We start from the raw sequence: 21,885 nt of genomic DNA on the forward strand, positions 1-21,885 counted from the left end.
CGTCAGGAGAACTGTGACGGGCCGGCCGGGACCCGCCTGCGGGCGGCGAACGCCGTGGCGGCGAGCAGGAGGACGACGGCGCCCACGCCAGGCTTCCACGGTGTGTTCGGCTCTCCCGCGATCGGCGCCACCCGGTGCCTGGGGTCGTAGGCGACGTGGACCCGCCTGCCCTCGGACGCGATGCGCCGGTCGCTGTTGATCTCGGTGGGGTATCCGCCGGGACAGTCCAGCGCGAGGCGGTAGACGGTCTTCGCGATGCCGTCCTCGCCGAAGGCCGCGATCTTCCTGTCGTGCACCGCCCGTACGACACAGGTCGCCGACGCGGTGCGCTGCACCAACTGGTCCGCCGTGGCTGCCACCATGAGCGGGCCGATGGCCAGGAAGAGCGCGCCGAACAGTCCGCCGCTCCCGCTGACCAGCGCGAAGTACACCGCACAGGCACAGCCGACCAGCACCGCGCCGGCCACCACCGCGACCCCGGTCGACGGCGCCGAGGCGCTCACGAGACACCAGTGGGCCCAGGCGTACAGGGCCGCGGCCGCCGCGCCGGGCAGCGCCGCGGCGAGCCATCGCGGCCGGGTCCCGATGTCTTCCCCGTCTGCGTCCTCTGTCATGAACACCCCTGGCAGAGGACGTGAGAGCGGGCTGTCCGGTTGCGGCGCGCCCGGCTGGACAAGCTGCCTCGACCGGGGGCGTCGAAGGCCGAGGCCGATGGGACGGACCGGTGCCCCCGCCTCTCACCAGCCCGTCAGGAGCAGGTGGTTGACGAGAAGGGCGAGTACGGCCTGTGCGGACAGCCAGGCGCGGGGGTGGGTCAGGAGGGAGCAGGCCGGGAGCAGCCACAGGGCGAAGGGCAGCCAGATGCGTTCCGTCTCCGCCTTGCTCATGCCGGACAGGTCGGCGATCAGCAGGGTGAGCAGGGCCGCTGTCACGAGCAGCGCGAGGCGGATCCGCGCGGAACCGGGCCGGGTGGTCCCAGGGCCGCGGCTCGTGAGCAGTACGGCGCTCGTGCGGCGCAGGCCCGCCGACGTGGCCAGGCCGGTGATGACCACGGTGCAGGCGAGGTTGGCCCACACCCAGTAGCCGTAGGGGCGGGTGCCGCCCACGCCCTGGTAGTAGCGCGTGATGAGCAGGTGATAGGCCTCCCACCAGTTGAACCCGGCCAGCGTGAACACCACGGGGAACACGGCCAGTCCGGCGAGCAGGGGCAGCAGCAGGACGGGGCGTTCGCGCAGTCCGGCCCGGCCGAGCACGAGCACCGCCACGCCGATCAGGGCGAACAGCGTGAGGCCGTAGGAGAGATAGCAGGTCAGGCCGAACAGCAGGCCCGAGGCCGCCGCGCACCACAGGGACCGTCGGGTCACGGCGAGGGCGAGCAGGGCCACGGACCAGGCGGCGACGGCGGCGAAATAGCCGTCGGCGGAGACGCCCTGCCACACCGCGGCCGGGGCCAGGACGAGGAACGGCGCGGCCCGCCGCGCGAGCGTCTCGTCGGTCAGCGCGCGCAGGGCGATCAGCACGGCCGCACACCCCGTCGCCCCGACCACGATGACCCACATCCCCGCCCAGCCGCCCCCGTGCAGCCCGATGCGGTCCAGCAGGACGAAGGTGAGCGTGGCGGCCGGCGGGTGGCCGGCGATGTGCGCGGGCCAGGGGTCGGGGGTGCCGCTGACGATGTGGTGGGTGAAGTCGCGCAAGGTGGCGGGGATGTCGTGGAAGCGGCCGATGACCCGGAGGTACTCGTTGGTCGTGGTCAGCCTGCCCGCGATGCCCCGCTGCCAGCCGTCGACCAGGGCGAGGGAGAGGATCCAGGCCAGCGCGGCCGCCCAGGCCGCCGCGAGCAGCGCCCGCCAGGGCAGGCGCGCGGCGAGCGCCGGGCCGTACGCCACGGTGGCCGCCGCCACCGCCAGCGCCGCCGGGGTGCCGGGCCCGACGTGCGGGTCCCAGTCGGCGAAGATCGGCGGCCAGTGCACGAACAGGGTGCGGCGGGTGTCCTGGATGTGCCGGCCGACCAGGACGGCCGTCGTCACGAGCAGGGCGGCGGCGATGACGGCGTACAGGTCGCGGCGCAGGTCGCGGTGGAGGAAGCGGATCACACCCGAACGCTAGGCCGGGAGAGCGGTGCCGGGCCGCCGTCCGGGCCGGATGTCAGCGTTTCGTCATGGGTCGCGCACCCGATTCCGGGTGCTGCCCGGCCTACGGTCGGGACATGCGCGACCATTCCCGGCTTCCCACTTCCCCAGGTTTCTGGCGCAGCCCGCTGCGCGGCTCCTGGTTCACCTCCGTGCTCGGCCTCGTCCTGCTCGTCGGCATCACCGTGATGTTCGTGACCGGCCTGGTGTCGTACGCCGCCTACAACCCGGACCTGTCCCGGGTGAACGACACGACACCGGACAAGGGCATCCTGGGCTTCTACCTCTTCGCCTGGCCCACCGGCCCGGTGTGGCTGTACCGGTTCACCCAAGGCCTCCATGTCACGCTCGGCATCACCCTGATCCCGGTGCTGCTGGCCAAGCTGTGGTCGGTGGTGCCGAAGCTGTTCGCGCTGCCGCCGGTCCGCTCCGTCACGCACGGGCTGGAGCGGATCTCGCTGCTGCTCCTGGTCGGCGGCGGGCTGTTCGAGTTCACGACCGGGGTGCTCAACGTCCAGTTGGACTATGTCTTCCCCGGCTCCTTCTATCCGCTGCACTTCTACGGCGCCTGGGTCTTCTTCGCCGCGTTCGTGGCCCACGCCGTGCTGAAGGTCCCGACCGCGCTGCGCGCCGTACGGCATCGCCTGCGCGAGGGCAGCTATCTGGAGTCCCCGCGCCCCGCCGCGCCCACCGTCTCCCGGCGCGGTGCCCTCTGGCTGGTCGGCGGCGGCTCGCTGCTGCTGTTCGCGACCACGGTCGGGCAGACCCTGGGCGGCCCCTTCCGCCGTACGGCCCTGCTCGCGCCGCACGGCACGGCCGATCCCGGCGGGGGCCCGAACGGCTTCCAGATCAACAAGACCGCCGCCTACGCCGGGATCACCGCGGCCGACGTCCACGAGGACAACTGGCGCCTCGTCGTCACCGGCCGCACCGGAACCGTCCGGCTCACCCGCGCCCAGCTCCTCCAACTGCCCCTGCACAGCTCGTCGTTGCCGATCGCGTGCGTCGAGGGCTGGTCGACCGCCGACCAGTGGTGGCGCGGGGTGCGGCTGCGCGACCTCGCCGCGCTCGTCGGGTACGAGGGCGATCCGCCGGACGTGCTCGTGGAGTCCCTGCAACGCCACGGCGCCTTCCGCCGCGCGGCGCTGCGTGCCAACCAGGTGGCCGACGGGCGCTCCCTGCTCGCCCTGTATGTCAACGGCGAGGAACTGTCCCCCGACCACGGCCACCCGGCGCGGATCATCGTGCCCGCGGCACCCGGCGTGCTCAACACCAAGTGGGTGGCCCGGCTGACCTTCGGAGACCTGTGATGCCACGTCGTGTACGGCTGCCCCTGCGCCCGCCGCTGCCTCTGGGCAGCCCTCTCCAGCTGCTGCTGCTCGCCTGCTCGTTCGCGCTCGCCGCGTACGCCGGGATCCGGCTCTTCGCCGGTGACTGGTTCGGGGTGGCGCTGTGGATCGTCGGCGCCGCGGTGCTGCACGACCTCGTCTTCGTGCCGCTGTACGCACTGGCGGACCGGCTGGTCGTGCGCGGTCTCGGGGCGGCCGGGCGGCGCGGCTGGACCTCGTACGTACGGGTCCCGACCGCGCTGTCCCTGCTGCTCCTGCTCGTCTGGTTCCCGCTGATCAGCGGGATGACGGCCGAGCACTACCGGTTGGCCACCGGGCTCTCCCCGGACGGCTTCCTCGCCCGCTGGCTGCTGATCACGGCCGTCCTGTTCGGCGCGTCGGCGCTGCTGCTGGCGCTGCGCGTGCGCAAGGCGGCGAAGCAGCGCCCGCCGGCCTCCCACTGAGCGACGGGCCGCCAGCCGGCCCGGCGCGCGTAGCGGAGCAGGGCCGGGGTGCCGAGGCGCGCCCAGGGGAAGGCGGCGCCGGCGGTGCCGGCGCCGGCCGCGGCGACCACCTCGACCCGGGCGCGTTCGTCGACGTGTCCGGGCACGGTCTCGGCGATCAGCAGACCGCCCGGACGCAGCAGCCCGGCCATCCGCTCCAGCAGCGCGGCCGGGTCACCGCCGATGCCGACGTTGCCGTCCATGAGCAGCACGGTGTCCCAGCGGCCCTCGCCGGGCAGCGGCTCGAAGACCGAGCGGCGCAGCGCCGTCCCGCCGAGCCGTCCCGTGTGCTCGACGGCGGCCTCGCTGACGTCGATGCCGAGGACGGTACGGCCCCGGGCCGCGAGTTCCGCGACCAGCCGGCCCGGACCGCAGCCGACGTCGAGGACGGCGCCCTCGCAGCGGTCCAGCACCTCCAGGTCGACCCGGTCGGGCCGGCCGCACCAGCGCTCCACCTCCAGCGGCAGCAGCCAGCCGTCGGTACGGCGCAGGAACAGCGGGCCGTGGCCGGTGCGCAGGGCGGCGGCGTACGGGTCTGCGGTGGCCCACGCGACGGAGCCGCTCATCGCGGGGTGACCGATGTGCACTGGGCCAGCCGGGCGGCGAACCGGCCGTGCGGGGCCAGCGCGGCGACGGCGCGGGCGTCGGCGGCGGTGTCCACGTCCCGCAGCCGGGGCAGCTCGCGCACCCGTAGCCCGGCGGCCAGCAGCCGCTCGCGCTGCACGGCCCCGGTCACCGGCGTCGACATCGGCACACCCCGCAGCAGGGCGGGATCGGGGGCGGCGAGCCCGAGGGCCCAGAAGCCGCCGTCCTCCGCCGGGCCGAGGTAGGCGTCACAGCCGGCGAAGTCCACCGTGAGCAGGTCCGGCGTCACCTGCGGGGTGTCCATGCCGATGAGCAGCGCCGGACCGCGGCAGTGCGCGAAGGCGTCCGCGAGCCGTTCGTCCAGGCCACCCGCGCACTGCGGCAGCACCTCGAAGCCGGGCGGCAGCCAGTCGCCCGGTGCCCCGTCCAGGACGAGGATCCGCCGGGTCGCCGGGGTGGCGGCCACGGCGCGCAGGGTGTCGGCGAGGGCCGCCTCCGCGAGCCGCGCCGCCTCCTGCGGGGTGAACGGCGGGGTGAGCCGGGTCTTGACCCGGCCCGGGAGCGGTTCCTTGGCGATGACGAGAAGCGTGGTCACCGTACGAGCCCCCTCTCGGCCGGGGCCTCGGCGAGCACGTGGCCCATGTCCCGTACCGCCTGCCAGGTGCCGCGCCAGGTGCCTGTCACTTTGGACACGCCGGTGCGCGGCCGGTAGGGCACGTCGTGTTCGGTGATGCGCCAGCCGGCGTCGGCCGCGCGGACCACCATCTGCAGCGGATAGCCGCTGCGCCGGTCGGTGAGGTCCAGCGCGAGCAGTTCCGCGCGGCGCGCGGCGCGCAGCGGGCCCAGATCGTGCAGGCGCAGCCCGGTGCGCCGGCGCAGCATGCGGGCCAGGGCGAGGTTGCCCGCCCGGGCGTGCGCCGGCCAGGCGCCCCGCCCCTCGGGCCGGCGCCGGCCGAGGACCAGGTCGGCCGCGCCGTCCCGGATCTCCCGTACGAAGGGTTCGAGCAGCGCGGGGTCGAGGGAGGCGTCGCAGTCGCAGAAGCACACGATGTCGCCGGTGGCCGCGGTCAGTCCGGCGTGGCAGGCGGCGCCGAAGCCGCGCCGCGGCTCGTGCACCACCGTCGCGCCGAGCGCGCGGGCGATGTCGGGGGAGCCGTCGGTGGAACCGTTGTCGACGACGAGAGCGCGCCAGCCGGCCGGGATCCGGCCGAGCACCCAGGGCAGGGCCTCGGCTTCGTCCAGGCAGGGCAGCACCACGTCGACGTCCGTGGAAGTGGTCGTCACGGTCTCACCCTACGAACGACAATGGGGCATATCGGGCTTCAGGACCTTACGAAACGCGGACGCCGGGCCCCGTACCCCCGCGCGCTGACCTGGGAGTGCGACGCTGGAGGCATGCAATCGCCGTACCCGCCCCACGGGGCCGAAGCCGCCGACGGGGCGGCCCGGGTCCTGGTCGTCGACGACGACCCGACCGTCGCCGAGGTCGTCACCGGATATCTGCACCGTGCCGGCTATGTGGTCGACCGTGCCGACGACGGCCCGACGGCCCTGATCCGTGCCGCCGCCCACCGCCCCGACCTCGTGGTGCTGGACCTGATGCTGCCCGGCATGGACGGCCTGGAGGTGTGCCGGCGGATGCGGGACGGCGGGCCCGTGCCGGTCATCATGCTCACCGCCCGCGGTGACGAGGACGACCGGATCCTGGGTCTGGAGGTCGGCGCCGACGACTACGTCACCAAGCCGTTCAGTCCCCGCGAGCTGGTCCTGCGCGTGGAGTCGGTGCTGCGTCGCAGCCGCCCCGTCCGCACCGGACACCGGCTGGCCGCGGCCGGACTCACCGTCGACCCCGACGCCCGCCGGGCCGCCAAGAACGGCATCGAACTCTCCCTCACTTTGCGGGAGTTCGACCTGCTGGCCTTCTTCCTGCGGCACCCGGCCCGCGCCTACAGCCGCGAGGACCTGATGCGCGAGGTCTGGGGCTGGGACTTCGGCGACCTGTCGACCGTCACGGTCCACGTCCGCCGGCTGCGCGGCAAGGTCGAGGACGACCCGGCCCGCCCCCGTCTGATCCAGACCGTCTGGGGCGTCGGCTACCGCTTCGAACCCGGCGAGGCGGTGTCCTGACCATGCGCGACACCCTCCTCATCGCCCTGTACGCCTTCGCCGGCGCCGCCGCCGCGGGGGTGGCGGGAGCGGGCGTGCTGCGGCTGATCCGGCGGCGCTCGCTCACCGCCTCCGTCGCCGTGGTCGCGGCGGTCGGCGTCGGCGCGATGCTCGCGGGCACGCTCGCCGTGGCCTGGGCGATGTTCCTGTCCTCGCACGACCTCACGGTCGTCACCACCGTGGTGGCGATGGCGGCCGTGGTCTCCCTGGCCACCGCGCTGCTCCTGGGCCGCTGGGTCGTCGCCCGCAGCCGTGAACTCGCCGATGCCGCCCGCTCGTTCGGCGACGCCGGTGCCTTCGCGGCCCCGCACGGTCCGGCCACCGCCGAACTGGACGCACTCAGCCGCGAGTTGGCCGCCACCAGCGCACGGCTCGCGGAATCCCGCGAGCGGGAGCGGGCGTTGGAGAAGTCCAGGCGCGAGCTGGTGGCCTGGATCTCCCACGATCTGCGCACCCCGCTCGCCGGACTGCGCGCCATGTCGGAGGCGCTGGAGGACGGCGTGGCCGCGGACCCCGACCGCTACCTCAAACAGATCCGCACCGAGGTCGAACGGCTCAACGACATGGTCGGCGACCTCTTCGAACTCTCCCGCATCCACGCGGGCACCCTCCCGCTGAGCCCCTCCCGGATCTCCCTGTACGACCTCGTCGGCGACGCACTGGCGGGCGCCGACCCGCTCGCCCGCGAACACGGCGTACGACTGGTGGGCGACCGCGTCGAACCCGTACCGGTGGAGGTGGACGCCAAGGAGATGACCCGAGTCCTCGGCAACCTCCTGGTCAACGCCATCCGCCGGACCCCGCCGGACGGCACGGTCGCGATCGCCGCCGAACGTACGGCGGAGGGAGTCCTGCTGACCGTCACCGACGGCTGCGGCGGCATCCCCGAGGAGGACCTGCCCCGGGTCTTCGACACCGGCTGGCGCGGCACGGACGCCCGCACACCCCCGGCCGGTGCGGGCCTCGGCCTGGCCATCGTCCGGGGCATCGTGGAGGCCCACGAGGGGCGGGCGAGCGTCCGCAACATTCCCGGCGGTTGCCGTTTCGAAGTGACTCTGCCCATTCCAACGGCGTAAGGCGCGCCCATCGTTCCCGCTTCGCCTGTGACTCTTCCCTTGCTGGTCAGCCCTGTTCCGATCCCTCCTGATCGCCGCATACTCCCTCGTCGGCGCTCATGCCGGCCCGCCGCTCTGTCAGCAGGGCGGCGATCACCCATGGGGGAGTGACCGGTGTCAACAGTGGGTTCGTGGTTCGTCGCGCGTGGTGTTCTCCTGGAGCCGGGGCCCAGGCGGACGCTCGCGACCGCCAGCTTCGTCAACATGCTCGGCAGCGGTGTGTTCATGCTGAGCGCCGCTGTCTTCCTCACTCGCTCCGTCGGGCTCTCCGTGGCGCAGGCCGGCCTCGGTATGGGGGTGGGAGCCGTGGTGGGGCTGCTCTCCGGGGTGCCCGTCGGCCGGATCGCCGACCGGCGCGGCCCGCGCGAGGTCTACCTGGTCACCCTGACCGTGCAGGCCGTGGCGATGGCGATGCTCGTCCTCGTCCACTCCTTCTGGCTGTTCACCGCGGTGATCTGTCTGACCGAACTCGCCGGCTCGGCCAGCCAGGCGGCCCGGGGGCCCGTCGTGCGCGGACTCTCCGGCGCCCGGCCCGCCCGGTTCCGCGCCTATCTGCGCGCCACCGTCAATCTGGCCTCCAGCATCGGTGCGCTGCTGGCCGCGCTCGTCATCCAGCTGGACAGCCGTGCCGGATACGTCTGTCTCGTCCTCGGCAACGCCCTCAGCTTCCTGGCGACCGCCGTCATCGTCAGCCGGCTGCCGTCCCTGCCGCCCGTCCCGGTTCCGCGCGCCGGCGGGCGCCGGTCGGCGCTGAAGGATCACCGCTACCTGGTGATCACCGCACTCGACGGCGTCCTGTCGATGAACGGCTCCGTCCTGGTCTTCGCGCTGCCGCTGTGGATCGTCGGACACACCCACGCCCCCCGCTGGTTCACCGGTACGAGCGTCCTCGTCAACACCGTCCTGGTGATCTTCTTGCAGGTCAGGGTCAGTCGCGGTATCGACACCGACACCGCCGCCGCACGAGCCTGGCGCCGGGCGGGCTGGGCCTTTCTCGCCGGGATGTCCCTCATCGGCCTCGCCGCCGGGATGTCCGCCTGGGGTGCCGTCCTGCTGGTCCTGGCCGGGGTGGCCGTGCACACCCTCGGTGAACTCCTCTATGCGGCGGGCTCGTTCGAGCTGCGCTACAGCCTCGCCCCGGCGCACGCGCAGGGCGAGTACTCGGGGGTCTTCCGCTTCGGAAGCGGTGTGGCGAGCGTCGTCGCGCCCTCCGTGCTGGCCCTGCTCTGTCTCGACGGCGGGATGCTCGGCTGGCTGGTGATGGGCGCGGTCTTCCTGAGCACGGGGCTCGTGGCGCCCTCGGTGGTCCGCTGGGCGCAACAGCCCCGGCCGCGGTTGGCGGTGACCAGCGGATGACCTTCCGAGCGGCCACATCCCCGCCCGCCCGCGTTCATGCCTCGCGCAGCTCGGCCTTCGCGAACTCCCGCATCCCCTCCGCGAACCCGATCTGCGGCTTCCAGCCCAGCGCGGCCCGCAGGCGGGAGGAGTCCGCGGTGATGTGCCGTACGTCGCCCAGCCGGTACTCCCCGGTGATCACCGGCTGGGGACCGCCGTAGGCGTCGGCCAGTGCCCGGGCCATCTCGCCGACGGTGTGCGGTTCACCGCTGCCGGTGTTGTACACCGTGAGGACGCCCGGGGTCGCTTCCGACTCCAGTGCCGCCAGGTTCGCCTCCGCCACGTCCCGCACATGGACGAAGTCCCGCCGCTGGCGTCCGTCCTCGAACACCCGGGGGGCCGCACCGCGGGCGAGTGCCGAGCGGAAGAAGGACGCGACCCCGGCGTACGGGGTGTCCCGCGGCATCCCGGGGCCGTACACGTTGTGGTAGCGCAGGGACACCGCCGACCCGCCCGTGCTGCGGGCCCAGGCGGCGGCCAGGTGTTCCTGGGCGAGCTTGGTCGCCGCGTACACGTTGCGAGGATCGGCCGGGGCGTCCTCGCCGACCAGACCGGGGCTCAGCTCGGCCCCGCAGCGCGGGCACACGGGCTCGAACCGGGCCGCGTCGAGGTCGGTGACGGTCCGGGGGCCGCGGCGTACGACCCCGTGCCGGGGGCATGCGTAACGGCCCTCGCCGTAGACCACCATGGACCCCGCCAGCACGAGGTGCCGTACGCCTGCCTCCGCCATGGCCGCGACGAGTACGGCGGTGCCCAGGTCGTTGCGCGAGACGTACTCCGCGGCGTCGGCGACACCGTTGCCGAGCCCGACCATCGCCGCCTGGTGGCAGACGGCATCCACCCCCGCCAGTGCCCGGGCGACCGAGGCCGGAGCGCGTACGTCCGCGCCGGGATCCGCCCGGACGTCGTAGACGAGCGGCTCGTGCCCGCTCGCCCGCAGCGCCTCGACGACATGGGACCCGATGAACCCGGCACCGCCGGTGACCAGTACACGCATACCCTCACGCTAGACGCGGCCGGCCCCGCCACCGGGTGACACGGCCGGTACGTCATCACTCCGTAAGGGGCGGCGGACCGGCGCCGCCGCGCGTCAGGTTCGGTTGCGGCGGCCCCGGCGCCGCAGTTCCTTCCCGCGCTGTCGTGCCCGCTTCGCCCCGGCCCGCTCGAACTCCTTGTACGCGCCGGCCGGAACGGCCCAGGCACCCGGCAGCAGCTCGGGCCGGGCGATCCGCAACCCTCTGCCGGGCCCCGGTTCGTGAGTGTTTCAAGAATTTCTGTCAACAACGTTGACTCCGTAGCCGGGTGACCGCACATTACCTATCAGTAGAACCCTGAAGTAACCCTAGATGTACCCCCAGTTGCCCTTCTTGTTCCGGCACCTCCCCTTGCTCCGAGCCGCCGCTTTCTCGTGCACCAGCACACGCGCGGGCACCGTCAGGCCCGCCTGCTCCGTGTCCCCACCCCGAGAAGAGGGAGCACCCGCCCATGCCTGCCCTGCGCCGTGCCATCGCCGCGACATCCGCACTCGCCGGGGCGCTGGCCCTCGGTCTCACCGCCGCGCCCGCCCAGGCCACGACACCCCTGAACTACGCCGCCCTCGGCGACAGCTACAGCGCCGCCTCCGGTGTCCTCCCGGTCGACCTCGGCAATCTGCTCTGCCTGCGCTCCACCGCGAACTATCCGCACGTCATCGCCGCCCGCACCGGCGCGCGGCTCACGGACGTCACCTGTGGAGCCGCCCAGACCAAGGACTTCACCGGTTCCCAGTACCCCGGGGTCGCCCCGCAGACGGACGCCGTCACCCCGGACACCGACCTGGTGACGCTGACGATCGGCGGGAACGACAACGGCACCTTCATCAACGCCATACTGGACTGCGGTACCGCGGGGATCCTCAGCGGAGGCAAGGGCAGTCCGTGCAAGGACAAGTACGGCACGTCCTTCGACGACGCGATCGACGCGAACACCTACCCCGCGCTGAAGAACGCGCTGGGCGCCGTACGGGCCAAGGCGCCGGGCGCCCGGGTGGCGGTGCTCGGGTACCCGTGGATCACGCCCGCCGAGGCCGACCCGTCCTGCTTCGCCCAGCTGCCGATCGCCACCGGTGACGTGCCGTATCTGCACGACCTGCAGGCCCATCTCAACGCCCTGGTCGAGCGCGCCGCCGAGGAGACCGGGGCGACGTACGTCGACTTCTCCCGGGTGTCCGCGGGGCACGACGCATGCCAGGCCATCGGCACACGGTGGATCGAGCCGCTGCTGTTCGGGACGAACGTCGTGCCCGTCCACCCCAACGCGCTCGGTGAGCGGCGCATGGCCGAGCGGACCATGAGCGTCCTCGGCCTCGGCTGACCGCCCCCCGACGACCTCGAGGTCAGGCCCGTGCGCCGCCGTCCACCCTCAGCACCGTGCCGGTCACGAAGGAGACACGGTCGCTCGGCAGCCAAGCGGCGGCCTCGGCGATCTCCTCGGGGCCGGCCGCGCGGCGCAGCGGTGTCAGGGCCGTGAGCCGGTCCTGGAGACCGGGGGACTCCTCTTCTGCTGGCCCGCGCCCCGCCGGGCCCGCCGCCCGGACCCTCGCGCGAGGCGCGGCAGAGCATCCTCGACCTGGTGCACCGGCTGCCGCGGTTCGCCGCCTTAGTGACCTCCGCGAGGCTGGAGGTGCTCGCCTGGAACCGGCTGGCGGCCGGCCTCATGGAGGACTTCTCGGCCCTGCCCCGACGCGATCGCAACCTGGCACGCCGGGCCTTGCCCGGATCGCGCCCCGGCGGGCGGCGGCTGTACGGCGTGTCCGACGCCGACGCCTTCGCCCGCCGTGTGGCCCGGCGGCTGCGCACCGCCGCCGCCCGGTATCCGGACGACTCCGAGATGACCGCGCTGACCGGTGAACTCCTCACCGGCAGCGATGAGTTCGCGAGGCTGTGGGCCTGTCACGACGTGGATGTGGAACCCACCCCGCGCCAGACGTTCCAGCACCCGCTGGTCGGGCCGGGCACCGTGAACCGCGACGCCCTCGACCTCACCGACCGGGACCAGCAGGTCGTGATCTACACCGCCGGCCCCGGCTCGCCCTCCGAGGAGGCGCTCCGGCTGCCGGCGGTCATCGGCACCCAGCGCATGGACGCGTCCCGCTGATCCCGTCCCCGTCGGCCGGGTGGGTCAGCTCCGCTGGAAGAACTCCACCTCGGCGACCGCGACATGACGCTGCCCGGTGAGTCCCGTGACCGACCCCAGTTTCAGCCGCACCTTCACCACGTCGTCGATCCCGGTCACGACGGTCTGCGTTCCCGGCTTGTCGCTGAGGTCGATCTCCTTGCGGTGCACCGTGCCGTCCGCCGACGTGACCTCCATGTCCATCCGGAGCGCACGCGCCTCACGGGCGTAGTCCTCCGGCGCCAACGACGCTCCGTTCGTGATGATGAGGTCGACCATCCGGAACGGTTTGCCGAAGGTGTACGTGATCGAGGCCCCCGGTCCGGGCGTGCCCCAGTAGCGGTTGTTGAGCCCGTCCGTGGTGTTCTTCGCAGGATGCCCGGGCACTTCGGCGCTCGCGTGGACGGCCACCGGCGTGACGGCCTTGACGCCGCTGAGCTTGTCCCGGGTGTCCTCGAACAGGGCGCGCCCGGCGGGCAGCAGGAAGAACCCGCCCACGCACAGTGCCAGGACCACGGCCAGCGTCACCAGAACCCGGATCCACCGCCCGGATCCCGCCCGCACCTGGCGCCGGAACGGCCAGATCGTTCGCCACCAGGGAAGCGGAGCGTGGTTCGTCGACGGAGTGAGGGGGCTGGCGCAGCGGCGGCAGAACCGGCGGTCCGGCGGATTGGGCGTGCCGCACACCGGGCACGGCACCCCGGACACCTCCTGCGGCGCCGCCACCGGCCGGACGACGGGACGCGCCGCGACCGGCTTCGCCGGCTGCACGGGCCCGATGGCCTCGGGCTGCGGCGCAGCGGGCGCCGGAGTCTGCGGGGCCGGAGTCTGCGGGGCAGGAGCTTGCGGCGCCGGAGCCTGTGGCGCCGCAGCTTCTGGGGCGGGGGCGGCCGGTGACGCCGGAGCGGGTGTGGTGGGGCGGGCCGGTGGCGCCGTGGTGCGTCGGCTGCCGGCGCCGTCCTCCTCCGTACGGTGTTCCTCGCCGCCGGTGTCGACGGCGGGCGTCGAACTCCCCTCTGCCGCACGGCTGTTGCCACCCGGCGAAGCGTCCGTGCCCGGCGCTGCCGGTGCCGGAACCGCCGGGGCCGCGGCGGCCCGCCGCGGCTCGGGCGCCGTGCCTTCGGGGGCCGCACCGCTCGTGCCCTCCGCAGCCCGCCGGGCTTGCCCGGTCAGCCTCGTCCGCAGGGACGACGAACGGGGCGCCGCAGGCGGTGACGCGGGGGACGCCGTAGCAGGGGGAGGGGCAGGTTCCTCGGCCGGTGGGGCGGGCGGCTCCGGCGTGGCCGGCGACGGGGCCGACGTCGCGGACGACCCCCCCGAACGACCCTCGGACCAGCCCAGGTACGACCCGCAGTTGCTGCAGAAGTCGTCATCGGGATCGTTGGACGCCCCGCACACGGGACAGGCGCGCATGACGTCACCTCCCTTCTTCGGCGGGCGGGCCGGGCAGGAACTCCACCCGGCACGAGACATGGACGGGACACAGGGACCGGACGACCTCACGGACCCGGCCCTCGTCCACCTCCGGATCGCGGCCCGGCCACACCCGGACCAGCACCTCACCGGTCGGCTCAGGCGGCAGGCCGGCCCCCGTGGTGGCGGACCACACCGCGCCGCCGTCACCGCTGACGTCGGCGTTCACCCCGAGCGTGAGCCGCAGCCGCTCGACCAGACCGCGCCGCGTGCCACGCCAGCGATGCAGCTCCACCGCGCGCACCACCGCCTCGCGGCGCAGCTCCGCCGACCACTCGCGGTCGTCGGCGGCGCCCACCCACGAGGCCAGCCAGGCCACGAAGTCGAGCGGCGCGACCCGCGGGTCGAGATAGGCGGGCAGGTTGTCGAGGGTCGCGAACACCGGGGCGAGGACGGTGTCCAGACCGGAGGTGAACCGCTGGGCGAAGTCGTCGTCGGCGTAGAGCGCGGGCAGCTGCGCACCGATGGGGTACCGGCTCGGCAGACCGGGTACGGCGGCGCGGCTCATGCCCGGTCCCCCGGCTGAAGGGGCTGCGCGACGACCTGGTGCTGGTAGGAGAAGACCAGCGCGCCCGCGGCGACGTCGATGCGGTCCACCGGCGCACCCCGGCGGCCCGTGATCGGGTCGGCGGCGAACAGCAGGATCTCCTCCACCAGCGCGTTCCCGGTGGCGCGTTGCAGCAGACCGAAGATCTCCCCGTACTGCACCGGCCGACCGAACGGCCACCCGGCGCCGTCGGGTCCGCCGTGCAGCGGGTTGAGGTACCGGAACAGCGCGGCGAGGGCCGCGTCCCGCACCCGGTCGGTGTCCTCGGGTGCCGCCGCCAGCCGGGCGACGACCGTGACGCCCTGGTAGACCGGCGGCTCCACCACCAGCCGGGTGCCGATCAGCCGCCGTTCGTCCAGGCTCTCGGTGATCGCGGTGAGCACCTGCTCCGACGGGATCAGCTGCTCGAACCGGAGCCGGTCGCCCTCGTCGGCCACCGCGTCCGGCACCACCAGCACCCGCACCGCGCCCGCGCCCTCCACCGCGGGCAGACAGCGCACCCGGCGCACCGAGGGGGCCGCCTGCCGGCTGATGATCTCGTAGTCCTCGGCCGTCACCGCCCGCTCCTGCATCCGCAGCGCGTCCGGGGCCCGCAGCTTGGCGTTGGCGAGGGTCTCCCCGTCCACCCCGCCACGCGCGGCCTCCCGGTTGGTCACCCGCGCGATGTACGGCACGGAGCTGCGCAGCACCGAGATCGCGCCCCGGGCCACGTTGCCGGCCGGGCCGCCGCCGGTGCGATAGCGGGACACCCGGATCTGGGCGCCCTTCTCCGGTACGGCCCCGCACAGTCGCAGTGTCCCGTTCGGCTCGCGCAGCGCGGGCGGGAAGAGGAACTCGCCGGCGGTCGCGTCGACGCGGACGTGCCGGTCACCGGGTCCGGAGCGGCCGAAGTGCTCGACGATGTCCCAGCGTTGCCAGCCGTCGGCCGAGGACACCTCCACCACCGGCGGCTCGCCGTTCATCAGGACCGGCGGGCGGCCGAGCCGGAACGTCTGGCCCGGCACCCCCTCCGACTCGCCGAGCGGTACGTCCGTGACCGTCTCGGCGTGCTCGGCGGTGTGGGTGCCGCCGACGGTGAACACCGCCGCCTCGCGCACGGTGGGGGACTCGGAGTAGAACGGCTGGCCCGGCTCCGCCTGGGTGACCCGGCAGCGCAGCCAGCCCGCCCGGGCGCCGCCGATCACCGACGCGGTGTGCCCGGCCGGCACGTACACGATGACCTCGCCGGGCCGGTTCAGGCCGCCGGTGGTGTCCGAGCCGGTCTCGCACAGCTGCCAGCGGCCGCCGTCCCACGCCTCCCACACCAGCGGAGGCTGGCGCGGGTCCACGCCGACGCCCTCCACCCGGCTGTCCAGTCGTACGGCGACGATGCACCGAGGCACGGCCGTGGGCAGCCCGAACAGCAGCGCGTCCCCGGGCTCGGGGGCCGTCTGGAAGCACCGGACGTCGCGGCCCTCGGTGAGTTCACGGGTCCGGTCGGTCTGGTCGCCGGTCCGGGGCGCGGTCACCAGCCGGGTCAACTCGCTCGGCACGATGCGCAGTTCGTCCGTGGTCGCGAACACCACGGGCTCCTCCGCCTCGCTGTCCGCCGTGGTGACCTCGGTGCCGGCGGGCAGCGTCACCGTGTCCGGCTGCGGCGCCGACAGCCAGAAGTCGACCTCGGCACCGGCCGCCGCCGGCGGGAACAGCCGGATGCCCAGCAGGTCGAGGAAGGCGGTGTAGTTCTTGTCCGGCACCCGGTTCAGCCGGTACAGCAACTGGTCCACGAGATAGGCGAACGTCTCGATCAGGGTGACGCCCGGATCGGAGACGTTGTGGTCGGTCCACTCCGGGGCGCGCTGCTGCACGTACCGCTTCGCCTCGTCGACGAGTTGCTGGAACCGCCGGTCGTCCAGGTTGGGGGAGGGCAGGGCCATCAGTCCGCGACCGCTTCCTCGGCCCCCTCCTCGGAGGGGATCGTGTAGAAGGGAAACACCAGGTTGCGCCGGTCGTTGGTGGAACGCACCGTGTAGCGCACGTCGATGTAGAGGGTTCCGTCGTCCACCGCGTCGAAGGCCACCGCCACGTCGTCCACCGTGATCCGCGGCTCCCACCGCTCCAGCGCCTCGCGCACCTGCTGCGCGATCCGCCCCGCGGTGGCGCCGTCGCCGGGCGCGAAGACGTAGTCGTGGATGCCGCAGCCGAACTCCGGCCGCATCGGGCGCTCTCCCGGCGCGGTGCCCAGCACCAGCCGGATCGCCTCCTCGATCTCCCGCTCGCGCTCCACGAGGGCGATCCCGCCGGTCGGCCCGACCCGCAGCGGGAACGCCCAGCCGCGCCCGATGAACCGCTCGCTCATCACAGACCCCCGATCTGCACGTTCAGGGCGCCGATCTGGATGTTCGCGCCGCAGGTGGTCTGGTCGCCCGCCCGTGCGGCCGGCAACCCGCCGATGAGCACCAGGCCCGAGGTGAGCCCGGCCGGGCTGGGCATGATCACGTTGCCGGGACCCAGGGCCGCGTGCGGGGGCACCACACAGGTGTGCATGCTGCCCACGACGGCGGCGGGCCGGCCGCCGATCAGCACGCGCGCCACCGACGCGGCGGCGCCGGGCGGCGGGGTGGCGATCACACCGCCGTGGGTGGTGGGGTCGCCGGTACGGGCTGCGGCGGGCATACGGGGCTCCTCGACTTTCTGGACCATGGCCTCGACGGCCTTGAAAATAGCGCTGGTTGATGAACGGTCAGTTGATGCGTACGAGTTCCGCCTTCAGCACGCCGAGCAGACCGCCGTCGAGGTTGAGATCCGTCTGCCCGGAGACGCTCACGGACCGGCCGCCGACCTTGACCGAGTTGGTGCCGTCGATCTCCACGCTGCCGCCCTTCACGGTGACCTTGCCGGTCTTCGCGTCGAGCGTGATGCCCTGGCCGTCCATCACCACCGAGGACAGCGCCCGTCGGCCGCCGGCCGCGTACACCGTCAGCTCCAGCCGGTTGTTCCGGTCGTCCAGCAGCACCTCCAGCCGCTCGTCCGCGGTGCGCAGCCGTACCCCGGACGGTCCCGTCGGAGGATCCAGCAGCTCCAGCCGATGGCCCGAACGCGACACCACGGAGCGGCGGTTGACCTTGCCGCTGGTGCCGTCCACGAGCGGCACGTCGTGCTTCGAGGGCCGGTCGACGCCGTTGTACAGACCGCCGATGACGTACGGGCTGTCCAGCAGGCCCTGTTCGAAACCGACCAGCACCTCGTCGTTGACCTCGGGGCTCACCACACCGCCCCCGCCCTTGCCGCCCCACTGCACCGTACGCACCCAGTCGGTCACGTAGGTGTCGTCCAGCCACGGGAACTTGAGCCGGACCCCGCCGCTCTGCGCACCGCCCGGCTCGCGCACGTCCGTCACCACGCCGATCGCCAGACCCGGCATGCGCGGTCCGCGCCCCGGCGCGTTCGCGCCGGTCACCAGGCCCGCCAGGGACCGGTCCGGGCTGGTGCTCACCCACACCGTGGTCCGGTAGCCGCCGTGCGGGTCCAGGCTGTGCTGCACCGCCGTGGCCGTGTAGCGGCCGGAGAACGCGGGTCCCACATTGCCGAGCGCGACCGGCTTTCCCGCGCGCAGCCGCGGGTTGCCCTCGGCCACCGCCTCCAACTCCCCGAAGCCCGCGCTGACCTGAGCGGCCGTCGCGGCCGCCACCGCCGTCGTCTCGGCCTGCGTCCGGTACGGCGTGTCCGTCACCGTCAGCTTCGCCGACTTGCCGAACCGGGCGCCGAACTCCGGGGCCAGACCGGGCAGCACGGTGTCGCTGGTCACCGACTGCTGCCGGGCCACCAGCGGCGTCTTGGTGGTGACGTCCCAGCCGCGCACCTCGACCTGGGACGCCCCGTCGGCGCCCGACAGCGAGGCCCGCAGCGCCAGCAGGTTGCGCCCGTACTCCAGGACCATCGGGCTCTGCGTGGCCGGCGTCGACGGCGCGGGCGCGCCGGAGGCCTTGTCGGGCTTGGTGAACTGCAGCACGCCCTGGTCGTCGACCCGTACCTGCGCACCGCTCTCGCCCGCCAGGTACTGCAGGAAGTCCCAGTCGGAGACGTTGGCCTGCGACAACTGCTTGTAGGTGACCGGCGCCGCCTGCACCGTCCCGCAGGACAGACCCGCCCCGGCGGCCACCTTGCGGACGATGGCGGTGGCCGTCATGTTCCGGTACGCCACCACCTTGCGGCCGCGCTGGAGCCGGTGCGCCTTGGAATAGGCGCGCACCACCGTGAACGACCCGGTGCTGTCCCGGTCGATCTCCACGCCCGTGACCTCGCCGTTGAACAGCCGCTCGCGCGCCTGCCCGGCGACCGTCACCACCGACACCTTCAGCGGGGTGCCGAGCGTGATGCCGGTCGACTTCAGGAACTCGTGGTCGGGGTCGCGGTAGGTGAGCACCGCCGTGTCCGGCAGGCCCACGTTCTCGTCCACCACACAGCTCACCAGCTGCGCGGCCCAGATCCGCGGCAGCTCACCGGGCGCCTCCACGACGGGGTCCGCCGCGAACGACCGGCCGCCCCGCGCCTCGGGTGTGGTCACCGCTCCTCCTCACCGCCCGCGTCCCCGAGCGCCGGCACCACCAGTTCGGTACCGGGCGTCAGGGCCATCGGGTCGTCGATCCCGTTCGCCTCCGCGATGACCCGCCAGGCCGTCGCGTCGCCGTACTCCCGCCACGACAGCAGCGCCAGGCTGTCCCCGGCCACCACCGTGTGCGTGCTGCGTGCCGTGCGCGCACCCGAGGTGGGGTTCTGCCCCGGCGGGTCGACGCTCGCCTCCTCGATCGACAGCGAACAGGTCGCCCGCAGCGGCTTGCCGTCCACGTCGAACAGCGAGTACGTCACCGACAGACTCGACAGCACCCCGTCGAACGACGTGGTCCGCGCCTTGCCCCACTCGAAGCGCACCCACGGACTGGCCGGCTTCTTCCGCGCGAGGCTCGCCGGGGTCGGCACGCACCCCTTCATCAGCTTCTCCACCGCCTGCTCGACCGAGTTGTCATGGGTCGAGGTCGAGTCGAGGAAGACCTCCAGGCTCAGTTCCCGCGGCCCGCTGCCCACGAACTCGGGCAGCGCCGACTCCCCGGCCATCCGCGACGGGGTGCGCCGCCACTCGGTGGTCTTGCGCAGCTGGAGGGAGTTGGGATTGAACTGCAGGTTCAGCTGGGCGATCGTCCCGCCGGGCTTGGCGCCCACCGCCGTCGGCGGTTCCTTCAGGGTCAGCTGGGCCCTGGCCACGCTGGTACGGACGGCAGCCATCAGGAAGGCCTCAGTCCCTCGTGGGCGATCTCCAGGGTCTCCACCGCCGCTTGCGAGGAGGACGGGTCGAACGACGGCCCCTGCCAGCGCACCGGCACGATGCCGAGCACCTGCCAGCTGATGATCTTGCTCAGATCCGGCTTCAGCGCCACGATCTCCCCGTCCTTCGGCTGCACGCGCCGCAACGTCTCGTCGAGCCAGCGTGCGATCTTCGCCGTGTCGGCGGTGACCGGCCGGGTCAGCGTGATGTTCGACCAGGTGACCCGGCCGGGCAACTGCCAGGTGAAACCGTTGTTGCCGCCCTCGGCGTAGGTCTCCATCTCCACCTCCGCTCCCATGCCGGAGCAGGTGTGGAAGGCACCCAGGTCGTTGCCGCCGATCGCGAGCCGGAAGAACACGCTCGTCGCGAAGATGTTGTCCGTCATCCCTTGGCCATCCGTTCCCTGTCCTCAGCGCCGTCCGTCGTGGGGACGGCCCGCGCGTTCCCGGCCACGCCGCAGATCGGCCCGGAGCAGCCGGGCCATCGGGTCCAGCAGGCGCCGCGCCAGTTCATCCAGATCGATCCCGGGATCCTGCGGATCCCCGGCCGACCGGACCGCGTTCCGGCCCGGAGTCCCCCCGGTGCCCTTCCCGGCCGGCGGCGAGGAAGGCGCCCGCTGCACGTCCCGCGCGGGCACCGCCGTCACCGGGACACCGGGGGGTACGGCACCGGCCGGGGCGCCCGTCACCTTCCGCTGGACGGCCGGTGCCGCCGGGCCGCCCGTGCTGTGCGCCACCCCCGCCGCCGTACGGGTGGCACGGACGACGGGCACGGGCGGCGGCCCGGGGTGCGCCGGGCCGGCCGGGCGGTCCGGCGCCGGGGCCGCCTGCGGATCGGTCACCGGCAGCGCGTGCGGGCGGACGTCCGTGTCCCGCTGGACGGGAGAATGCGGCCGTACGACGGGGACAGCGGGGCGGGGGGTCGAGTAACTGGCGTTGTGTGACGTCGAGTTGTGCGAGTCATGCGCATCGTGCGAGGGCGTCGGCGCCGGTGCGGACAGGCTCCGCTGTACCGGCGGCACTGCGGAACGCGCTCCGGGTGCGGTCGGTGCCGGTGCCGATGTCGGTACCGCCGCCGGGCTCGGTTCGCGGCGCCAGGACGCGGCTACGACGGGACGCTCGGTGGTGCGGGCGGCCTGAGGCAACGTCACGCCGTCCGGGACACGGGTGTGGAACGTGAGCGGCCGGCCGGCGAGCAGCGAGAGACTGCGGGGCGCCGCCGTCGGGGGCCCGTCGATGACACCGGGGGCCGCCCGGCCGCCGGTGCTGTCCGGGCCGGGGCCTCGGCCGCGTCCCCGGCCGGGGGCCGTGACGGCGCGGGCGACGACCAGGGGAGCCGTTCCGCCGGGTCCCTCCGTGCGGGCCGGTGCCATGGGCGCGCCCGAGGAGGAGGCCGCTCGGGTCTCCGGTGCGCTCGCGCGTTGCACGAGACCGGGGTCGGGCGCGGACAGCGGGCCGCCGGGAGTGACCAGTGGCGTGGCCGGGGACTGCGGGCCGGTCGTCGCCGGGGTCGACGTTCCCTGAACGACAGGGGGATTGTGGGACACGGAGTCCGTTGTGCCCAGCAGGGGCGCGGTGCCCGCGAGCGAGCCGGACGTCGGCCGCCCGGGTGCGTCCGCGGCGGGCCGGTCCGGGCGCACCGGGGCGCGCTGGACGTTCGGAGCCGCCGAGCCTGCCGGTGCTGCCGGCCCCGCCTGGTCGACCGGACGGCCACCAGGGCCCGCTGCCCGCGGCACGTCCGCGGTCGGCGGCATGGCAGGCAGCGGCGCCCCCAGGCCGCCACGGGCCCGGGCGCCGGACGGGCGGGTCCGGGTGGCGGGGCGGGCCGGCTCGGGCTCGGCGGGCGGGGCCGCCGGTGTCCCACCGCTCCGGGGCGTCGCCGGACCGGTCGCGGACGGGCCCGGCGCGGAAGCCGGAGCGTCCACCTGGCGCTGCACGATCGGCAACGCCGGTCCGCCCGTCGCGGGCGTCTCGGCCGACGGGCGTGTCGTGTCCGGGCCGTCAGCGGTCAACGGCCGTGCGGTGGAGGGAAGTTCGGTCATCGGCGCGCCCAGCGGGGGCCGGGTGGTGCCCGGTCGTGCCGGCGCGGTGGCGCGCTGCGCGGGGGGCGTGGGCGGAGAAGTCCGGCCGGCGGCGGCCGTGGGCTCCGGGGCCTCGCCGTCAGTGCGGGGGGTGGGTGTCCCGGGG

The 21,885-nt window shown here is 73.9% G+C and carries 19 protein-coding genes and 4 pseudogenes; 6 read left to right on the top strand and 17 right to left on the bottom strand.

What is annotated here, in order from left to right:
• Positions 1-2: 2 nt before the first annotated feature.
• Both ADK64_RS14625 and ADK64_RS14630 read right to left on the bottom strand, forming a co-directional pair.
• Entirely contained in the window at positions 3-614 is a 612-nt protein-coding gene (locus ADK64_RS14625; protein ID WP_159046240.1) for a hypothetical protein, read from the bottom strand.
• Between the two features lie 123 nt (positions 615-737).
• Positions 738-2,096: a hypothetical protein gene (locus ADK64_RS14630; RefSeq protein WP_053658924.1), complete on the bottom strand. Its 1,359-nt coding sequence runs from the start codon at positions 2,094-2,096 to the stop codon at positions 738-740.
• Positions 2,097-2,209: 113 nt separating this feature from the next.
• Between ADK64_RS14630 and ADK64_RS14635 the strand changes: the two genes are divergently transcribed.
• On the top strand, positions 2,210-3,442 hold the full coding sequence (locus ADK64_RS14635) for a molybdopterin-dependent oxidoreductase (RefSeq protein WP_053658925.1): 1,233 nt from the start codon (positions 2,210-2,212) through the stop codon (positions 3,440-3,442).
• A gap of 337 nt (positions 3,443-3,779) precedes the next feature.
• On the opposite strand, the gene ADK64_RS14640 is transcribed toward ADK64_RS14635, so the two are convergent.
• The 3 genes from ADK64_RS14640 to ADK64_RS14650 are packed head-to-tail and all read right to left on the bottom strand — an operon-like array spanning position 3,780 to position 5,832.
• Positions 3,780-4,529 (bottom strand): class I SAM-dependent methyltransferase, encoded by a 750-nt coding sequence (locus ADK64_RS14640; RefSeq protein WP_053658978.1) that lies wholly within the window; start codon positions 4,527-4,529, stop codon positions 3,780-3,782.
• Complete coding sequence (locus tag ADK64_RS14645; protein ID WP_053658927.1) at positions 4,526-5,143, bottom strand: TIGR04282 family arsenosugar biosynthesis glycosyltransferase; 618 nt, start codon at positions 5,141-5,143, stop codon at positions 4,526-4,528. The genes ADK64_RS14640 and ADK64_RS14645 overlap by 4 nt, the downstream gene beginning before the upstream one ends.
• Positions 5,140-5,832 (bottom strand): glycosyltransferase family 2 protein, encoded by a 693-nt coding sequence (locus tag ADK64_RS14650; RefSeq protein WP_053658929.1) that lies wholly within the window; start codon positions 5,830-5,832, stop codon positions 5,140-5,142. The genes ADK64_RS14645 and ADK64_RS14650 overlap by 4 nt, the downstream gene beginning before the upstream one ends.
• Before the next feature lie 111 nt (positions 5,833-5,943).
• On the opposite strand from ADK64_RS14650, the gene ADK64_RS14655 reads away from it, so the two are divergent.
• From ADK64_RS14655 to ADK64_RS14665, 3 genes are all read left to right on the top strand, one after another.
• Positions 5,944-6,675, top strand: coding sequence for a response regulator transcription factor (locus ADK64_RS14655; RefSeq protein ID WP_053658932.1), 732 nt, complete (start codon positions 5,944-5,946; stop codon positions 6,673-6,675).
• 2 nt (positions 6,676-6,677) lie between these two features.
• A complete protein-coding gene (locus ADK64_RS14660; RefSeq protein ID WP_053658934.1) occupies positions 6,678-7,790 on the top strand; it encodes a sensor histidine kinase in 1,113 nt (370 codons plus the stop codon).
• A gap of 153 nt (positions 7,791-7,943) precedes the next feature.
• On the top strand, positions 7,944-9,185 hold the full coding sequence (locus ADK64_RS14665) for an MFS transporter (RefSeq protein ID WP_199829611.1): 1,242 nt from the start codon (positions 7,944-7,946) through the stop codon (positions 9,183-9,185).
• Between the two features lie 34 nt (positions 9,186-9,219).
• Here ADK64_RS14665 and ADK64_RS14670 read toward each other — a convergent pair whose 3' ends face one another.
• A complete protein-coding gene (locus ADK64_RS14670; RefSeq protein WP_053658936.1) occupies positions 9,220-10,221 on the bottom strand; it encodes an NAD-dependent epimerase/dehydratase family protein in 1,002 nt (333 codons plus the stop codon).
• 488 nt (positions 10,222-10,709) lie between these two features.
• On the opposite strand from ADK64_RS14670, the gene ADK64_RS14675 reads away from it, so the two are divergent.
• Positions 10,710-11,576 (top strand): SGNH/GDSL hydrolase family protein, encoded by an 867-nt coding sequence (locus tag ADK64_RS14675; RefSeq protein WP_053658937.1) that lies wholly within the window; start codon positions 10,710-10,712, stop codon positions 11,574-11,576.
• Positions 11,577-11,598: 22 nt separating this feature from the next.
• Here the strand turns inward: ADK64_RS14675 and ADK64_RS42835 are convergent.
• Positions 11,599-11,763, bottom strand: a pseudogene (locus ADK64_RS42835) (SDR family oxidoreductase); the annotation flags it as partial.
• 2 nt (positions 11,764-11,765) lie between these two features.
• Between ADK64_RS42835 and ADK64_RS14680 the strand changes: the two are divergent.
• A pseudogene (locus tag ADK64_RS14680) lies at positions 11,766-12,359 on the top strand (transcriptional regulator); the annotation flags it as partial.
• A 24-nt stretch (positions 12,360-12,383) separates the two neighbouring features.
• Here ADK64_RS14680 and ADK64_RS47190 read toward each other — a convergent pair.
• The 10 genes and pseudogenes from ADK64_RS47190 to ADK64_RS45890 all read right to left on the bottom strand — a co-directional run.
• The gene (locus ADK64_RS47190) at positions 12,384-12,905 is read right to left on the bottom strand and encodes an NADase-type glycan-binding domain-containing protein (RefSeq protein WP_234384566.1); all 522 of its coding nucleotides are present in this window, start codon (positions 12,903-12,905) and stop codon (positions 12,384-12,386) included.
• A gap of 108 nt (positions 12,906-13,013) precedes the next feature.
• Positions 13,014-13,850 (bottom strand): annotated as a pseudogene (locus ADK64_RS48955) (zinc-ribbon domain-containing protein); the annotation flags it as partial.
• Positions 13,795-14,358: a phage tail protein gene (locus tag ADK64_RS14690; protein ID WP_053658942.1), complete on the bottom strand. Its 564-nt coding sequence runs from the start codon at positions 14,356-14,358 to the stop codon at positions 13,795-13,797. The pseudogene ADK64_RS48955 and the gene ADK64_RS14690, both read right to left, overlap by 56 nt.
• On the bottom strand, positions 14,355-16,313 hold the full coding sequence (locus ADK64_RS14695; protein WP_053658944.1) for a putative baseplate assembly protein: 1,959 nt from the start codon (positions 16,311-16,313) through the stop codon (positions 14,355-14,357). Before ADK64_RS14695 ends, ADK64_RS14690 begins: the two co-directional genes overlap by 4 nt.
• Positions 16,313-16,735 carry a GPW/gp25 family protein gene (locus ADK64_RS14700; RefSeq protein ID WP_053658946.1) on the bottom strand — a complete coding sequence of 141 codons (423 nt, stop codon included), beginning with the start codon at positions 16,733-16,735 and terminating at the stop codon, positions 16,313-16,315. Before ADK64_RS14700 ends, ADK64_RS14695 begins: the two co-directional genes overlap by 1 nt.
• Positions 16,735-17,052 carry a PAAR domain-containing protein gene (locus tag ADK64_RS14705; protein WP_053658948.1) on the bottom strand — a complete coding sequence of 106 codons (318 nt, stop codon included), beginning with the start codon at positions 17,050-17,052 and terminating at the stop codon, positions 16,735-16,737. The genes ADK64_RS14700 and ADK64_RS14705 overlap by 1 nt, the downstream gene beginning before the upstream one ends.
• Before the next feature lie 67 nt (positions 17,053-17,119).
• On the bottom strand, positions 17,120-18,943 hold the full coding sequence (locus ADK64_RS14710; protein WP_053658950.1) for a VgrG-related protein: 1,824 nt from the start codon (positions 18,941-18,943) through the stop codon (positions 17,120-17,122).
• Positions 18,940-19,659 carry a LysM peptidoglycan-binding domain-containing protein gene (locus ADK64_RS14715; protein WP_053658952.1) on the bottom strand — a complete coding sequence of 240 codons (720 nt, stop codon included), beginning with the start codon at positions 19,657-19,659 and terminating at the stop codon, positions 18,940-18,942. Before ADK64_RS14715 ends, ADK64_RS14710 begins: the two co-directional genes overlap by 4 nt.
• Positions 19,659-20,084, bottom strand: a complete 426-nt coding sequence (locus ADK64_RS14720; RefSeq protein ID WP_053658955.1) for a phage tail protein — start codon at positions 20,082-20,084, stop codon at positions 19,659-19,661. Before ADK64_RS14720 ends, ADK64_RS14715 begins: the two co-directional genes overlap by 1 nt.
• 24 nt (positions 20,085-20,108) lie before the next feature.
• Positions 20,109-21,885, bottom strand: a pseudogene (locus ADK64_RS45890) (hypothetical protein); the annotation flags it as partial.

Origin of the sequence: Streptomyces sp. MMG1121 (assembly GCF_001280015.1) — a bacterium.
GTDB lineage: Bacteria > Actinomycetota > Actinomycetes > Streptomycetales > Streptomycetaceae > Streptomyces.

What these genes read in the sequence shown, in the direction of transcription:
- ADK64_RS14625 (WP_159046240.1), bottom strand. Translation starts at nt 614, where the DNA reads ATGACAGAGGACGCAGACGGGGAAGACATCGGGACCCGGCCGCGATGG.
- ADK64_RS14635 (WP_053658925.1), top strand. Translation starts at nt 2,210, where the DNA reads ATGCGCGACCATTCCCGGCTTCCCACTTCCCCAGGTTTCTGGCGCAGC.
- ADK64_RS14640 (WP_053658978.1), bottom strand. Translation starts at nt 4,529, where the DNA reads ATGAGCGGCTCCGTCGCGTGGGCCACCGCAGACCCGTACGCCGCCGCC.
- ADK64_RS14655 (WP_053658932.1), top strand. Translation starts at nt 5,944, where the DNA reads ATGCAATCGCCGTACCCGCCCCACGGGGCCGAAGCCGCCGACGGGGCG.
- ADK64_RS14660 (WP_053658934.1), top strand. Translation starts at nt 6,678, where the DNA reads ATGCGCGACACCCTCCTCATCGCCCTGTACGCCTTCGCCGGCGCCGCC.
- ADK64_RS14670 (WP_053658936.1), bottom strand. Translation starts at nt 10,221, where the DNA reads ATGCGTGTACTGGTCACCGGCGGTGCCGGGTTCATCGGGTCCCATGTC.
- ADK64_RS14675 (WP_053658937.1), top strand. Translation starts at nt 10,710, where the DNA reads ATGCCTGCCCTGCGCCGTGCCATCGCCGCGACATCCGCACTCGCCGGG.
- ADK64_RS14690 (WP_053658942.1), bottom strand. Translation starts at nt 14,358, where the DNA reads ATGAGCCGCGCCGCCGTACCCGGTCTGCCGAGCCGGTACCCCATCGGT.
- ADK64_RS14695 (WP_053658944.1), bottom strand. Translation starts at nt 16,313, where the DNA reads ATGGCCCTGCCCTCCCCCAACCTGGACGACCGGCGGTTCCAGCAACTC.
- ADK64_RS14700 (WP_053658946.1), bottom strand. Translation starts at nt 16,735, where the DNA reads ATGAGCGAGCGGTTCATCGGGCGCGGCTGGGCGTTCCCGCTGCGGGTC.
- ADK64_RS14705 (WP_053658948.1), bottom strand. Translation starts at nt 17,052, where the DNA reads ATGCCCGCCGCAGCCCGTACCGGCGACCCCACCACCCACGGCGGTGTG.
- ADK64_RS14715 (WP_053658952.1), bottom strand. Translation starts at nt 19,659, where the DNA reads ATGGCTGCCGTCCGTACCAGCGTGGCCAGGGCCCAGCTGACCCTGAAG.
- ADK64_RS14720 (WP_053658955.1), bottom strand. Translation starts at nt 20,084, where the DNA reads ATGACGGACAACATCTTCGCGACGAGCGTGTTCTTCCGGCTCGCGATC.